Annotated in this window: 12 protein-coding genes; 8 read left to right on the top strand and 4 right to left on the bottom strand. The window is 46.7% G+C overall.

Annotated elements, in window-relative coordinates:
- Window positions 1-209: 209 nt before the first annotated feature.
- Entirely contained in the window at window positions 210-2,003 is a 1,794-nt protein-coding gene (locus tag K7A41_RS06345; RefSeq protein WP_265713021.1) for a hypothetical protein, read from the bottom strand.
- A 32-nt stretch (window positions 2,004-2,035) separates the two neighbouring features.
- Window positions 2,036-2,203, bottom strand: a complete 168-nt coding sequence (locus tag K7A41_RS06340; RefSeq protein WP_265713020.1) for a hypothetical protein — start codon at window positions 2,201-2,203, stop codon at window positions 2,036-2,038.
- A 653-nt stretch (window positions 2,204-2,856) separates the two neighbouring features.
- Between K7A41_RS06340 and K7A41_RS06335 the strand changes: the two genes are divergently transcribed.
- Together K7A41_RS06335 and K7A41_RS06330 are read left to right on the top strand one after the other, a co-directional pair.
- The gene (locus K7A41_RS06335; RefSeq protein WP_265713019.1) at window positions 2,857-4,776 is read left to right on the top strand and encodes a polysaccharide biosynthesis protein; all 1,920 of its coding nucleotides are present in this window, start codon (window positions 2,857-2,859) and stop codon (window positions 4,774-4,776) included.
- A gap of 104 nt (window positions 4,777-4,880) precedes the next feature.
- Window positions 4,881-5,507, top strand: a complete 627-nt coding sequence (locus tag K7A41_RS06330; protein WP_265713018.1) for a hypothetical protein — start codon at window positions 4,881-4,883, stop codon at window positions 5,505-5,507.
- An 89-nt stretch (window positions 5,508-5,596) separates the two neighbouring features.
- On the opposite strand, the gene K7A41_RS06325 is transcribed toward K7A41_RS06330, so the two are convergent.
- Window positions 5,597-6,790, bottom strand: a complete 1,194-nt coding sequence (locus K7A41_RS06325) for an ATP-binding protein (protein WP_265713017.1) — start codon at window positions 6,788-6,790, stop codon at window positions 5,597-5,599.
- A 277-nt stretch (window positions 6,791-7,067) separates the two neighbouring features.
- Between K7A41_RS06325 and K7A41_RS06320 the strand changes: the two genes are divergently transcribed.
- Window positions 7,068-7,835: an MBL fold metallo-hydrolase gene (locus K7A41_RS06320; protein WP_265713016.1), complete on the top strand. Its 768-nt coding sequence runs from the start codon at window positions 7,068-7,070 to the stop codon at window positions 7,833-7,835.
- 361 nt (window positions 7,836-8,196) lie between these two features.
- Here K7A41_RS06320 and K7A41_RS06315 read toward each other — a convergent pair whose 3' ends face one another.
- Entirely contained in the window at window positions 8,197-9,204 is a 1,008-nt protein-coding gene (locus K7A41_RS06315; protein WP_265713015.1) for a helix-turn-helix domain-containing protein, read from the bottom strand.
- A gap of 150 nt (window positions 9,205-9,354) precedes the next feature.
- Here K7A41_RS06315 and K7A41_RS06310 point away from each other — a divergent pair, with 150 nt between their 5' ends.
- Genes K7A41_RS06310 through K7A41_RS06290 form a run of 5 tightly spaced genes read left to right on the top strand, consistent with a single transcriptional unit; the run spans window position 9,355 to window position 15,279 of the window.
- A complete protein-coding gene (locus K7A41_RS06310; protein ID WP_265713014.1) occupies window positions 9,355-11,784 on the top strand; it encodes a TonB-dependent receptor plug domain-containing protein in 2,430 nt (809 codons plus the stop codon).
- 20 nt (window positions 11,785-11,804) lie between these two features.
- On the top strand, window positions 11,805-13,070 hold the full coding sequence (locus tag K7A41_RS06305) for a hypothetical protein (protein ID WP_265713013.1): 1,266 nt from the start codon (window positions 11,805-11,807) through the stop codon (window positions 13,068-13,070).
- A gap of 6 nt (window positions 13,071-13,076) precedes the next feature.
- Window positions 13,077-13,385, top strand: coding sequence for a cupin domain-containing protein (locus K7A41_RS06300; protein WP_265713012.1), 309 nt, complete (start codon window positions 13,077-13,079; stop codon window positions 13,383-13,385).
- 11 nt (window positions 13,386-13,396) lie between these two features.
- Window positions 13,397-14,341 carry an ABC transporter permease gene (locus tag K7A41_RS06295; protein WP_265713011.1) on the top strand — a complete coding sequence of 315 codons (945 nt, stop codon included), beginning with the start codon at window positions 13,397-13,399 and terminating at the stop codon, window positions 14,339-14,341.
- A complete protein-coding gene (locus tag K7A41_RS06290; RefSeq protein WP_265713010.1) occupies window positions 14,338-15,279 on the top strand; it encodes an iron chelate uptake ABC transporter family permease subunit in 942 nt (313 codons plus the stop codon). The genes K7A41_RS06295 and K7A41_RS06290 overlap by 4 nt, the downstream gene beginning before the upstream one ends.
- Window position 15,280: the final 1 nt, after the last annotated feature.

The raw sequence follows: 15,280 nt of genomic DNA, 5'->3' as shown, positions 1-15,280 counted from the left end.
AAAGCTGTGCTGCGGTTTAAGTTTTAATTAATGATAGCCATGGCCGTGAAAATTTCAGATTTTCGCGGCCTTATTGCTTTGTCGATAGCGCAGATAGACAATAGTTTTATGGTCTATCCCATACTTAGCTAAGGTCTGGACTTTCAGAAAAAATGCCGATAGCATCAGCTAATCGGCATTCTCCATTATTATCCTAAAATTATCACGTGTTATTTATCTTGAATACAGCGGACATTTGAGCCAACTGGTTTTTGTAATGTAGTGACTCCGTTTCCATTCGTTCTAAATACGAAGAAATTGGCCATGGTGGCATCGGCACTGGATTCGCTCGATACCCAATAATAACCTTCCCGTCCACGTAGCGATAGTTCGCCTGAGTTGAGTTCTCTTCTTCCTGATGCCGGAAATACTAGGTTTATATCTCCGCTCTTTTTGCTCGTAAGGACCATGGCGGCATTATATCCGGGTAGATTATCAAGTGTTGAACCATCTCCCCAGGTGCCTGCCTGCACGGCTGCAGTCTGGCTATTAAGTCTATTGAATTCTACAGCTGTCGGTACTCTCGAACCGGCCGAACATGGATCATTGGCGGCCACTTTCACAGGTGCTGCTTCAGTGCCACTGTTCCACGAATTAGCGGGAAGATAGACATTGTTATTCCATCCTGCGATGGGACCATCTCCGCTGGTACTGGCATTGGCTACGATGGCTTGTTGTCCCCATTGATAAAAATTACCATGTAAGGCTTGTGTGACGGGATTCGTCAGATTGCCGGTAGAAGGATTCATCGGGCTTGCTCCCAAGTTGTAACGGTCCCAACGGTAGCCGCCGATGACGGCATACAGTGCGTCGGCTGCAGTAGCAGCTCTGGTTTCATTGGCTGCATTGACATAACGATCGCTGTTAAAACGCAATTTTAAGGTATATGAATAGCCGGGTTTTAAGCCCTGACCATCATTGGTAAACGTGAAATACGCCTCACTCTGATTGACATCGTGGCCGATCTTAATGCTTCCGGCGTTTATAACAACATTCAACTGTGCATTGGCTAAGCGTTGCTGATTGATTATCACGATTTCTCCGGAGGTACCAATATTTGTCAAAGTGTGGAAATTTGGCTGCGGGTAGAAACCTGTATTGGCAATGACCTCCCCGGTACTCATGTCAATGATAGGAGCCGCAACCGTACCCAAGGACGCATCAACGCTACCGTTTACGGACACTTCCGATAAATAGCCTCCCCTTTGATAACCTGCCTGCCCGAAGGTGCCAGTGGCGTCACTATCGTCAACTTGGATCGTCACCCGCGTAAACATATGTTTTAACGGGGTCGTCAACGGCGTTGGCGTACCGTTGCCGAGAATAGTGACATCCTTTTCCACAGCACACATATAATCGCCTTCATTTTCCGTAAAATAAGGAAAATTCAAGGTAAATCCGGATTCTGGAGCACTGGTAGGGAACATGTTAAGTGATGGGTCGACTGCTGGAGGATCGTTTACTGTCGAACCTAACGAATAGATAAAGAAGTGATACTTGTGTCCCGCAATCAGCTTATCGCCAAAAAATACCTGATTTGGATTGGAAGCGTCACCAACGGCTTGGTCAACGTAAGTCCCATCAGTTTCAAAAGCAACGATTCTATATTTAACCGCTCCTCTCAAATACAACAATTTGGTTGCCGCTTTTTTGCTGGTTGCCGCCTTCAATCCGGTATTGCTGGATGTATTTTCAGTTAGTTGTGCCGTTATCGTAAAAGGGCCTGACAGAACTTCTTTTGTTATCGACAGGGGAGCTGTGGATGCTGTCGAACTGGCTTTTGCAGATCCCTTTACTGATACGCTGTTATCTCCGCCAAATTCCACTTCAGTAAGGGTCAATTGAATACCATTCTGATTGGTTTCAACGATATTTTCACTTTTGTCCTTACTGCAGGAAACGATAGTGAAGAGCACAACAGCCAGGGTGATTTTTAACTTCGTCAGCTGATATAGTGTTTTCATGATTGCTTGTATAAGTTTTAAATTGTTAGTTACTACTGCCACCATTCACCTGATGGGTCTCGTGTTTCAGAACCTCCGTCAATCCATTCTTCTTCTTTTACGCCAGTGCCGCCTCCCGGCTGGCCTGAACCTAGTGAGCCCGCGGCTACACCTTCTTCCATCTCCAGCAGCAATCTTTCGATTACAGGTTTGATGTACATTTTCTTTTCAATTTTTTTGTTCATGTTTACTGTACTATTTATTTGGTTTATAGTGTTAACCTATGGTAAATGGAGGATAATCGCATCTAATGGGCTTTTACCCTAATAATGGCCTTCTCTGAATAAAAAAGTGCTTCATCTATACATGATCCTTTTTTCGAGGTCTAATGTCCTAATACATTGAAATATATGTTGGACTTCAACGTCCACAAAAATAGTGCGCAATGAAAATAAATACCTAAAATGTAAGTATCACATAGGTATCACATTTTTGTTATTTTGCGTGCCAGCTGCTGATCTTGGTTTATTTTTTTGTTAATAAGAGGCATGTCAGAGCTATATACTAACCGGTCTGTATGCCCGGAATCAATAAAACGCTGTTTTTCAAATGAAATCGTGCTTTTTTATATTGTGATATCATTGTGAAAGCTATTTTCTTTCAGGTCGATAAAACGCCGTTCTTCAGATCTTCGAACTGGCGGGCAGAGTGGCGCTTTTTGACTGCACAGAGATGCGCCTATCTTCACACAAATTAGTACCTTTGCGGGCCGCCAAAGTGGCCTGATTGTTGTGTTTACTGCCAGCGATTACGTATACTAAAATGCCGAAGGGAGCGTTTTGTCATTTACTGAATCGTTGATTATTATACTTAGATGAGTAATTTGTGGAAAGGCGGCTTGTCTGTCAACAAGCCGCGGTGGATCATACTACTGTTGGATATGATCCTGGTAGCTGTCGCTTTTTTTGTCAGTTATGTACTAATTTTTAAACATCGCGGAGGTGTCGTGATCGATACGATGATCGCCCAATCCATAGTGGTGGCAGCAGTGTACCTCATCTGGTTCTGTATTTTCGGCACCTATAAGGGAGTCGTGCATAAAGTAGGTATCCGCGAGCTGCAGCGTATTGTACTCGCTGTTGTGCTGGCCTACCTGTCGGCCGAACTGATCGGCAAGTTGATCGAATTTGCTCATCCTTCGTTTGACTTCTTCACATTTATCCTTCCTTTTTCGGATACGCAGCTGCTGTTCCATGCACTGATAGCGGGGTTTGGGATGACATTCAGCCGGGTGCTTTATCGGGCGCTGTACCACGAGCTGGTCTGGGGCAACAAGGACAACCGTATTCCCGTCATCCTTTTCGGTGCTGGCAATATGGGAAATACAACCTTCCATTTTATCCATACCACCTCACGCAACAAATACCGCATTGTCGCCATCATGGACGACAACCCGCACCGCATAGGTAACCGTATCCAGGGCTTTAAAATCCACGATATCAATAATCTCAATAAGCAGTTTGTGCAGCGACACGGTAATGCCGCCGAACTCATTGTGGCGATAGATAACCGTACCCCTGAGCGCTTAAACAAGGTGTTTACGCTGGCTGAGCCTATTCCACTGGTTGTGAAGATCATTCCGGATACGGCGCGCCTGCTTGCCGGCGAAGTGGCTACCCGACAGATCCGCAGTCTGCGCATCGAGGATCTGCTGGGGCGCAAGCCGATTGATCTGGATAACCCGGCCATTGCGGCGGAAATGCAGGATCAGACGGTGCTGGTGACCGGCGGTGCCGGTTCCATAGGCGGCGAACTCGTGCGGCAGCTGGCGCTGGTGGACATCAAACAGTTGATCGTGATGGATCAGGCGGAATCGGCCTTATACGATATTCAGCAGGAATTGAGTGCATACGCCAACTTTGACCGATGTGTCTTTATTGTAGGCAACGTCCGCGATGAAATATTTATGGACAAGTTGTTTGCGGCGTACAGACCGACCTATGTTTTTCATGCAGCGGCCTATAAACATGTGCCGCTGATGGAGGCCAATCCATATGAGTCTATCCTGACCAATGTCTGGGGCTCGTATAATGTGGCTTCGCTGGCGGATAAATATGGGGTGTCTAAGTTTGTGATGGTCTCTACCGACAAAGCGGTCAACCCGACCAACGTCATGGGAGCCACAAAACGGGTGGCGGAGATCGCCGTGACAGCGGTAAACCTGCAGTCAAAAACCAATTTTATCGTGACGCGCTTTGGAAATGTATTAGGGTCCAACGGCTCGGTGATTCCCCTTTTTGAAAAGCAGATGCAGAAGGGCGGACCGCTGACGATCACGGATGCGGAGATCACCCGCTATTTTATGACTATCCCTGAGGCCTGCCAGCTCGTGCAGGAGGCTGCAGTGATGGGCAAGGGCGGCGAGATATTCGTCTTCGATATGGGACAGCCGGTCAAGATCATGGATCTGGCCAAACAGATGATCCGCCTCAAAGGTTATCACTATCCGGAAGATATTGATATCAAAATCGTTGGTCTGCGCCCGGGCGAAAAGATCTATGAGGAACTGCTGGCCAATGATGAGAACACGGAAAAGACCTACCACGAGAAGATCATGATCGCCAAAGTCAATACGGCGGATATCTACCTGCAAAAAGACCGGGTACAGCGCTTATGTAGCTTTGCGCGAACGGCAGACCCGAATGAGGGGAAAATGGAGCTTGTGCGGATGATCAAGGAAATCGTGCCTGAATACCGCTCGCAAAATTCGGTCTTTTCGGCTTTGGATAAATAATGATTCGGCTCAATAGTGTTTTGGAGGTGCTAATATGCAAAAGACTATGAATCCTTTCAAAGCAAATAAGTACCTTTAACTAACTAATAAAATATGAATTGGTTATGAAGAGGTTATGCTTTTTGATGGTACTTGTTTTCGCCTTCTGGGACTATTCGTCGGCACAGGACAAATTTGATCCGGTGAGTTGGAAAGCGCCCTACAGCCTTAGCCTGGACGGCTGGGGAATAGAGCGTTTCCCCATACCCATAGATTTTGCGCCGGCAATCTCCTATAAAGGTGTGGAGGACGTACGCTTTACTACTGGATGGAGCAATCCGCAAAGCGATGAGTATTGGTCCTATGCGTTTCTTTGGTACGTGGAGGGCGTCCAAAAGCCCGATGCCAAGACAATCGAAAAGCATCTGTCCATGTATTTTGACGGGCTGGTAAATCGCAATATCGAAAAGCGAGCGCTTCCAAAAGAACTGATCAAAAAGACCAAGACCCAACTCAGAAAACTACCCGAACCTGAAGGCAGCGATGAGGCGACCTATACTGGTATAGTGGAAATGGTCGATTATATGGGCAGAAAGCCGATGACGCTCAAGGCTGCTGTACACCTAAGAAAGCACCCCGGTACGCATCATACGATTATCTTTCATCAGTTTTCTCCGCAGAAGAGAACGGCTCCTGTCTGGGGAAAGTTAAATGGTCTCTGGAATACTTTTGTTCCTACAGTCGATCAATAGTGGCCTTTTGAAGCGACTTCTGCTAATCACGGTGGTATGTTTCGATACTAGTGGATGCTCAAGTGCTTAACAGGCTGGTCACCCGGGCACTAATACAAAAATCCGAATAGCCACAACGGGATTTTATTGCCGAAGCCGGTCTCTATACCATCTGCCGCAATGAGGTAGTTGCCGGTGTCGCGGACCTGTTTGGTACCTTTGTTTTTGCCTCCGACTTCAATATGGATATTGTTGACTAAAAAATCGCCGGTCTGTGGCTCGGATACGTCCAGTCCCGCATTAATGAATTGATTCAGCAAAAAGGTCTCCCTTAGATTTCCCTGATTGGGCTCCGGATGCAGGGCATACGAAAGGTTTGTGTTTTCTAAGAATATTTTGTCTGGTTTTTGTAACCGGGATACACCTTTGCCCGAAACAGACAGGACGTTCAGAAGCCTTGCGTCGCTAAGTTGGTATATAAATTCCAGAATGCGGTCCCGGGAAATGTCCATTTTTGCTGCCAGAGCAGAAATATTGGGTTTGAACGGAGCGGATTCTGCAATGACAGCTAATAATTTTTTTACTTTTACCGCCGTCCCCGCATTGTATGACGCTGTATAGGCCAGATCAGTGTCTACTACGGCGTCGATCACCTGTTCGAGTTTAGGAAGATACTCCTGTTCTCCTTCGGTAAATATCGGTAGATAGCCCAGCTGTAGATATTTTGCGAATGCAGGTAAGGGACGCATCTTTGACGTGATGTCCAGAGCAATCTCACGGTGGCCTGCCTGTATATCCTCAAATGATAGGGCTGGAAACGAGGCTGTACCGGAAAACAGGAGATATTCACGCAGAGACAGCCCTGCCAATGCATAACTGACCACTCTTCTGCTGAGATCTGCCGGGCCACGGTAGATGTCGAGTGCCGAGGAGGCAGAAAATATAACACGGAGTTGAGGGATGCCATCATAGATGTTTTTGAGCTCCCTGGACCAGTTCGGGTATTTGTGCACTTCATCAATGACGAGCAGCTCTCCACCTTGCTTAAACCATTCCATCGCCGTGTCTAGCAAACTGTGGTTATAGAACCAGGTATGGTCTGCCGTCACATACAAACTTTTCTCCTTTAAAGACCCAATGTCATATTTTATATGTTGCAATAAGAGGGTTGTCTTTCCCGCTCCACGTGGGCCTTTGATGCCTATCATACGCTGGTTCCAGTTTATCTGTTCATGAAGATATCTCCGGAAATCATTGTTGACACTTTGTAAAAGAATGTCCTGAAAATGAATTAAAGTTTTCATATCGCTTTACTAGATTACAAATATACTACAAATTGCAGTTTTTAAACTACAATTTGTAGTATATTTTGTTGTTTAAAAACTGCAATTTCTGATATATTTTGTCGACTCAAAATGGCAATTTGTATTATTGGTCCGGAAAATTGGCCTTTGGAGCTGGTTTTACTAGCGGATTGTCATAATTAGAACGACAGTTCTAATTTTAATAAAGAAAGTGTACATTTACTTCTGAAGTCTGCCGCCTGCACCAAGGCTGAACGGACATTTAAAATCTTTTACTATGGCAGAAGTATATCACTTAAATTGTGTCAGGATCGTCACTCCTTTTCGTGAGCATGTGAGCGGACACTGCCTGCTGATCAGAGAGGATAAGCAGATGGCGCTGATCGATACGGGCATCGGATTGTTGGATACGCGTTATCCGGAGGAAAGAATAGGCCGCGAACTGGTGGACATGGTCGGTTACCGCTTTGATGAAAAGACCACGGCCATTGAGCAGATCAAAGCCCTGGGCCTGGATCCGGGAGATGTCCGCGACTGCGTCATCTCCCATCTGGATAATGACCATATCGGGGGGCTGGCAGATTTCCCCCAGGCTACCGTGCATGTCGGAACGGAAGAGTATGCCAATTTCCTGTCGGGCAACCCCAGATATCTGACAACCCCATTGCAGCACAATCCGCCGGTCAGGACATATGCCAGCTCAGCTGGTCGCTGGTTTGGCCTGGAAGCACGCAAGGTGCATACTGCGCTGGATACGGAAATCTTGTTGATCCCTTTGTTTGGACATACCCACGGCCACTGTGGTGTGGCTGTAAAGCTCGACGACGGCTGGATGTTGTATGTGGCCGATGCCTACTATCTGCGTGATGAACTATACGATCCCGGACATCCTGTCCATCAGCTGGCCGAAGCCAGAGCCGACGACAATGTGATGCGGATCGCTACCGTGGAGCGGATCCGTGAGCTGATCGCTTCGCAGCCACAGATCAGTGTGTTCGGCTACCACGATATCGACGAATTTAGCTTGTATGCCAAAGATCATTGACGATCTTATCTTTTGTTGACGATAAATTTTTGCTTTTTCCTCTTTCCTTTGGCATTACTGTGTCTTCGGTTAGGGACGAAAGCGCCAATTTCAGGGACGAACGGCCTGGCTTTGGCTTTTTTCCCTTTCCTAGCGCACTACTGTGTTTTTCAGTTAGGGACGAAACTACCGATTTCAGGGACGAACGGCCTGGCTTTGGCTTTTTCCCCTTTCCTAGCGCACTACTGTGTTTTCAGTTAGGGACGAAAGCGCCAATTTCAGGGACGAACGCGCCTATTCACGGGATATTTAAGAGGTAAACCGAAATCAGGCACGAGTGGGCGATGCAGGGCGCTGTGACGGTCTCAGTTAAGCTGACTTTTTACTTTTTTAAGAATGAACTGGGGGAGAGCCCAAATCTCTTTTTAAAGGCTGCAGAGAAATGATTGCTCCGTTGGTAGCCTACTTTGCTTGCTATTTCTGAAATATTCCAATGATGGGAGTAAGATTCGGTCAGCAATTTGTACGCTAGATTCATCCGCTGCTCAACAATAAAATCATGTATCGTGACACCAAAGAGTTCTTTAAATCCCGCCTGTAATTTCGTTCGGTTCATATGGGACACATAGGATAATTCATCAATACTATGATGTTTTGTGAGGTCGGCGATGATCTTTTCTCTGATAAAATGCAATTGTTCAATATCTGCTTTGGAGTAGCGCTGCTGCTGTCTGCCTTTCCCTGTACCCTGAACCTGAAAAAGTTGATGGGCCAATAACTCCATGAGTTTGGCCTCCAGATACAGACGTTTGATGTTTCCCGCATAGGGACATTCCAAAAGATCTTGTACGGCACGAAAAATCTGGGGCGAAATCAGATGCGATCTGCCCCCCAACAATGCGGGTCTGCCCGATGCAATGTCATCGACAAAATCCATCGCGGGGGAGGGGGATGTCCCGATATGCTGCCGGATCCATTTTTCTGAAATTTCTATCTCGACGGTAACGGCATCCTTACATGGTGGATCCACCAACCTGCCGTTTAATTCTGGAACATAAAAGAAGCTGAACTCTCCTTCGGAAATCGGCACTGCAAATGTTTTGTTTTGATGAAAATAATAAGCTGATCCTCCTGATATCTCAAAATGCATCTGTAGATAGGGAGCGTCAGAGCGTACCCATATTTCACGCTCATGCGCCTGCGATCGCTTATACACGTTGATGTATACACCATCCAGATGAATACGCCTGCGTTCTTGGTACATGTCCTTGCCTTGCTTGATATCTACCGTCTCGATAAGGTCATATTCCTTAGGAATAACGTAGCCTTCGGGCTCCTCCAGTAGGGAGAGCAGTTCATTTCGATGCGTATTCAACAGTTCTATATTCATGGTGCTTGTTTCCTTCTAAATAGCAAGTAAGAGATCTCATCTCCAACTTAGGTTCCGCGATGCAGAATTTGTACATATTGCTGCAGATTTCGTAAACAAAGATAGATAATTTTGGCTTTAATTTAAACTAATTCTAAATAATGACTGTTAATGAAGACGATTCACAAGTGTCTATGTTATATTTTTCTGCTACTTTTTGTAGGGGTACTTTCTGTCGAAGGACAGACAAAAGGTGGCCTTATCAAGGGCTATGTGTATGACGAAAAAGGGCATCCCGTCTCTGGAGCGACAGTCATCGTGCGCAACACTAGCATGCAGATCACGACGGATGGCAGTGGGCGCTTTTCGTTTGATCTGCCCCCTGACAAAGAATATAGCATTCAGGCCGGCTTTTTAGGTAAGGGGATCCAGGTCAAAAATATTTATTTGCATAAGAACCGGGACAGCCGGCTATCGTTTATTCTCGTCGACGAAATCACCAGCCTTGCGGAAGTTCATGTAAGCGGAGAAAGCCGGAATCAGAAAGCGCGGAATGCGCTTGTCAAGGCTGAGATTATAGATACGAAGGCTGCACAGGCAAAGGCTGTAACCTTGGTGGAACTGATGAATCGTGCAGCGGGTGTACGGGTCCGGCAATCGGGAGGACTGGGCAGCAATACGAACGTCATGCTCAACGGGTTTCAGGGTAAGTCCATCAAGCTATTTAAAGATGGTATTCCCACGGATTACCTCGGTGCTTCGTATAATATTTCGTCTATACCGGTCAATATGCTGGAAAGGGTGGAGGTGTACAAAGGGGTGCTGCCGACTGAAATCGGTGCTGACGCGCTCGGCGGTGCCGTCAATATGGTCTCGAGAACGGAAAGTTCACGATATGCGGCCTTATCCTATGAAATAGGATCGTTTAACACACATCGTGCCTCCGTCAACTTAAAAAGTAGTGCCGGGAAAAGTCATTTTTACTGGGGCCTGGATGGGTTCTATAATTATTCGGATAATGATTATAAAGTGATCGCGAATATCCCGGATCCGGACAAATCGACGGTGTCTGCGGAGACTGTCAGATTATTTCACAATCAGTTTAAACAGGCATATGCTGAGCTCTATGGGGGCTGGTCCAATCTGAGCTGGGCGGATGACCTCCGTGTGGGATGGACAGCTTTTCGAATTGATCGCGACAACCAGTTCGCGGCCTTGATGGAAAAGCCGTTCGGAGCAGCCAAAGCAAGTGAACATGCGGCTATCATTCCGACAGTACGTTATAAGAAAGATTTTTGGGAGCATAAATTAACGATAGACCAGTTTTTGGTATACAGCAGGATCCGCGGCCGTCAGATCGATACGTTAAGCGGCTCGTACGATTGGTATGGGACCTATCATCCACCAGTGGATGCCGACAGACGCGGTGAATCCGGCAACCCGACCTTAGCATCGTATACGTACTCGAACTTTACATCACGGACAGGATTGGTCTATCGAACTGCCGCTAATAGTAGCTTATCATTCAATGTAGTATATAACGATTACGGCCGTACGGGAAAGGATCCTTACGGTCCCACGACCGCGGGAAGCAACCCTGTGGACCTGCAGTCCCTGCCGGCAAGCTATCAAAAAGTGGTTGCCGGTCTGGGCTGGAAAACCGAATTATTTAAAAATAAGCTGGAAAATCTGTTCCAGGTAAAATACTATTATGCAAAAACTGCGGGGCAGGAAGTCAATATCAATACCGGATACCTCAACGAAAATACGTCCAGGGCAGATGTATCGAAATTTGGTGTCGCGGAGTCCATTAAATACAAGTTATCCAAACGCACTTATCTGAGGCTTTCGGGCGAATTGGCGACGCGACTGCCTGAACAGACCGAGATCCTCGGCAATGGTGCATATGTATTGTCTAATTTTGCCATTAGGCCCGAGAAAAGTACCAACGGAAATATAGGTATCCGAACGAGACCGAACGATAAGGTTGATATCGAACTGAACAGTTTCTACCGGATTACCAAAGATATGATCATCACAGTGCCTGTCAATTTGTTGTATTCGCAAAGTGTCAATGTCGAATCTGTGCGGGGAATAGGCTTTGAGGCGGATATCCGATATACTCCCGGATCCTGGCTTTCCTTATACGCCAATGGTACCTATCAGGACTTCCGCTTATACCATATCGACAATCCCCTGATGGATTATCTGGAGGGAGCTCGCCTGCGGAATACCCCTTATTTTTTTGCGAATGTCGGCGCATCATCGGCTTTTTCCAATGTGTTCAGGAAAACGGACAAGCTACAGGCCTACTATAACATGGCCTATGTGCACCAATACTATCTGAATTACATTCCCAGAAATACAGAACCTGATGGATTTTTGGGGCTTTGGGGCAAAGCCAAGGTCGATGCTCCCAATATTATTCCTTCACAGACGGTACATGCTGTGGGACTGCTATGGCAACCAGCGTCCGCATTGCCCCTGACCGTCAATGTGGAATGCAAAAATCTATTTGATGCGGCTGTGTTTGACAACTTTAAAGTTCAGAACGCTGGACGCAGCTTCCACCTGAAATTAAACTATATCCTGAAATATTAATAACTGAAATCAATACAATCATGAGAAAACATCTGTTAAATGCATTTGCGCTGGTTCTGCTGGCTGGCACAGCACTCATCTCCTGTAAGAAAGACGAAACCTCCGGTGAGGGGAATGGCAATAATCCTGCGACGAACGAAAAATATGTCCTGCTAACCGCCGAGTGGGCCGTGAGTGATGGTTCGGGCTATTATGCGGCCTATAATGAGGTCCCGGCAGGTGAGGTGGACAACATCGGCGGCTATTCCTTGCAGTCCCGAAATTATGGCGGCTTCCGTACATTCAAAAACTGGATGTTCAACCGGCAGAGACTGTCAGGTGAAACGGGCATTGTCCGTTATGGAATCGGTGCAAACGGAAAATTCGAGGAAACGGGCTTTATTAAGTGCAGCACCTCCGCCCAGCATCTTGAGGTAGATGAAACCACCGGCTTTTATTTCGATGCAGACCGCGGCAAAACCAAGATTCAAAAGTTCAATCCGACGACGATGCAACGGACAGGAGAAATTGACTTGTCATCAGTCGTTGAAAAAGGAACGGACATCAGTACCAATGTATACATCGGTAACCAGACATTGATTGCCAAGGAGGGCAAGTTATTTGTCAATGTAACTTATTCCCGCAAAGATGGTAATGGGCATAATGATAATACCCGCAATTACCGCCTGGCTGTCGTGGACATTGCTACGGAAAGGGTGGAAAAGGTCATCATTCATCCAGTAGTCAAAAATCACGGTTATTCTACCTCCGAGTTCCCTGCCTGGATCAAGGGAAGCGACGGCGCATTATATGTACTGACGACGGGCTGGAATACCAATGAGGACAAAATTCTCCAGGCTGAAAAATCCTTTATTTTCAGGATCAAGGCCGGTGAAACTGATTTTGACAAAAACTGGGAGCTGAGTGCGACAGATCTAGGGATGCCGGAAGGGGCTCTTTTGTGGAGTTTCCGGGAGCTGAACGGCAAGTTATATGTGGACTGTTCGAAGGATAAAATTATTGTTCCGGGACTGACCAACCTGAATACCAATATATATAAATTTTTTGAAGTGGATATCGCCACTAAAAAAGCTACGGAGATCACCGGTGCACCGCTGACGGTCTTTGGGCTTTCTACCGGTAATGTGGAGGTTGTCGATAATCAGGTCTTTTTACGGGTGGTAAACCGGACACAGGGACTCAATGGATATTATCGTGTGAATTTGTCAGATCACACTGCCTCACCGGCTTTTAATGTCATCAGGGGTGGGGAAGTAAGTGGCTTTGTCCGTTTGGAAAATAAATAATCATATATGGAAATCTTGAAAGTAAATTTAAAAGATGAATCGGCGGCATTGAAGGTACTCTGGTCGCTCAAGCAGGTCGCCGGGGTTAATGATCATGTGGTCAATATGGCGAAGATCAAAGGCGAATTTGAAATGCATACACATGAAAATGGTGAAAAGCTATTTTATGTGGTCGAGGGTGTGCTGTTCATCGAATTTGCCGATGGGGATAGCATCGAGGTCGGAACGGGTGAATTTGTGGTCATCCCTAAAGGCTCCTGGCATAAACCTTATGCACATGAGGAGACAACTATTTTATTTTTCGAATCCAGATAGGTTGATATAAAGTGCGTTGGTCTTTGCTGCTGTGCTGTTTAATACTTTTTGCTGCTGTCTCCGTTTTGTTGGGTGTGGAACGGCTGGATTTGGCCAGTTTGTTCCACCCGGGGGCAGGTAATCGCGACGTGCTATGGATCAGCCGTATCCCGCGTACCATAACGCTGATCCTGACAGGGGCAGGGCTCTCCATCTGCGGTGTCATCCTGCAGCAGCTTACGCAGAACAAGTTTACATCCCCTACAACGGCGGGGACCTTGGATGCTGCCAAGCTGGGTGTTTTGTTCGGCCTGCTGTTTTTTCCCCAGTCGGGATTATTGACAAAACTTATTTTTGGTATGTTCTTCTGTTTTTCGCTGACTGCACTCTTTACCTTTTCCATGATCCCGGTTGTCAAACGGAGCACTGTGCTTATACCTGTTTTTGGCGTGATGTACGGTTACATCCTGAATGCCATCGCTAATGTCATTGGTGTGCAGTTCAACATTGTTCAGAATATGGAAAGCTGGATGGTGGGCAATTTTGCCAAAACATTGAAGGGGCAATACGAGGTGATCTATATCCTGCTACCGCTGTTTGCTGTCTGTTATTGTTATGCCAACCGTTTTACGATCGTGGGGCTGGGCAGGGATTTTACTGCCAACATAGGGGTTAATTACATGGCTGTAACCTGCGTAGGACTGATGCTCACATCCATCATGGTCAGCATAACCCTGCTAACCGTAGGTTCTATTCCGTTCATCGATCTGGTGATCCCCAATCTGGTATCGCTCATACACGGCGACAATTTAAGGAAGAACCTGCCTTACATGGCCTGTTACGGTGCGATAACGCTGGTTGTCTGTGATATCATGGGCAGGGTTGTAATTTATCCTTACGAGATACCCTGCAGTATGATCGTCGGTTCGCTGGGCGCGCTGCTGTTTTTGTTCATCTTAATCAGAAAAGGAAGATGAGCAGACAGGCAGTGATCATAAATCTGGCAGCCCTGCTCATGATGGTGCTATTTGTGTTTTTTCGCGCCGATATAAGCGACGTTTTCATCATGACAGGTAGGCTGGAGCGACTATTTACGTTGGTACTGGTCAGTCTGACCCTGGCCTATTCCACCATCGTGTTCCAGACGATCTCGGCAAACAGGATCCTGACGCCGTCACTGATGGGCTATGAGCATCTTTTTGTACTCTCACAGGTCCTGATGTTGATGGCTTTAGGCTCCGGTAGTGAACTCGTGCGCTCAAAAGTGTGGGGTTTTGTTTTTTCGACGGCGATCATGACAGCGTATTCGTTCGCTCTATATGTATTGCTGTTTCGCAACCATAAGAAAAACGTGTACTATATTCTTCTGATCGGTCTGGTGCTGGGCATGTTTTTTAGTGCTACCACGCAATTCCTACAGATGGCCATCGACCCAAACGAGTATGGATATGTGCAGAGTGCCATGTTCTCCTCGCTAGGACGGACGTCGATAGATACGCTGGCTATCGCCTTGCTGGTGGTGGCTGCCCTGCTTCTGTATGTCAAGCGTTATTTCCGGTACCTGGACGTGCTCAGTCTCGGCAGGGAGTACGCTCTCGGCCTCGGGGTGGACTATGATGACCTTGTTAGAAAACAGCTTCTGGCTATTTCAGTGCTGGTATCCGTGTCCACGGCTCTTGTCGGGCCGATTACCTTCGTTGGCATATTTGTCTCGGGTATTACCTACAGGCTGTCCGCCACAGCCTCTCATGCGCGGATCATTGGATTGGCTGCCGGAATTGCACTGATACTGATGACCGGAGCCCAGTTTGCCATCGAACATATCCTTAATTATAGACACAGCCTCAGTGTACTTATCAATCTGCTTGGGGGGAGTTACTTTTTTGTCCTTATGATCAAACAGCTTCGGAAATAAT

Source organism: Sphingobacterium sp. InxBP1 (genome assembly GCF_026191775.1).
Lineage (GTDB): Bacteria > Bacteroidota > Bacteroidia > Sphingobacteriales > Sphingobacteriaceae > Sphingobacterium > Sphingobacterium thalpophilum.
Note: the sequence above shows the minus strand (reverse complement) of the source record. Positions and strands in the feature narration are given on the sequence as shown.

What these genes read in the sequence shown, in the direction of transcription:
- K7A41_RS06345 (WP_265713021.1), bottom strand. Translation starts at nt 2,003, where the DNA reads ATGAAAACACTATATCAGCTGACGAAGTTAAAAATCACCCTGGCTGTT.
- K7A41_RS06340 (WP_265713020.1), bottom strand. Translation starts at nt 2,203, where the DNA reads ATGTACATCAAACCTGTAATCGAAAGATTGCTGCTGGAGATGGAAGAA.
- K7A41_RS06335 (WP_265713019.1), top strand. Translation starts at nt 2,857, where the DNA reads ATGAGTAATTTGTGGAAAGGCGGCTTGTCTGTCAACAAGCCGCGGTGG.
- K7A41_RS06330 (WP_265713018.1), top strand. Translation starts at nt 4,881, where the DNA reads ATGAAGAGGTTATGCTTTTTGATGGTACTTGTTTTCGCCTTCTGGGAC.
- K7A41_RS06325 (WP_265713017.1), bottom strand. Translation starts at nt 6,790, where the DNA reads ATGAAAACTTTAATTCATTTTCAGGACATTCTTTTACAAAGTGTCAAC.
- K7A41_RS06320 (WP_265713016.1), top strand. Translation starts at nt 7,068, where the DNA reads ATGGCAGAAGTATATCACTTAAATTGTGTCAGGATCGTCACTCCTTTT.
- K7A41_RS06315 (WP_265713015.1), bottom strand. Translation starts at nt 9,204, where the DNA reads ATGAATATAGAACTGTTGAATACGCATCGAAATGAACTGCTCTCCCTA.
- K7A41_RS06310 (WP_265713014.1), top strand. Translation starts at nt 9,355, where the DNA reads ATGAAGACGATTCACAAGTGTCTATGTTATATTTTTCTGCTACTTTTT.
- K7A41_RS06305 (WP_265713013.1), top strand. Translation starts at nt 11,805, where the DNA reads ATGAGAAAACATCTGTTAAATGCATTTGCGCTGGTTCTGCTGGCTGGC.
- K7A41_RS06300 (WP_265713012.1), top strand. Translation starts at nt 13,077, where the DNA reads ATGGAAATCTTGAAAGTAAATTTAAAAGATGAATCGGCGGCATTGAAG.
- K7A41_RS06290 (WP_265713010.1), top strand. Translation starts at nt 14,338, where the DNA reads ATGAGCAGACAGGCAGTGATCATAAATCTGGCAGCCCTGCTCATGATG.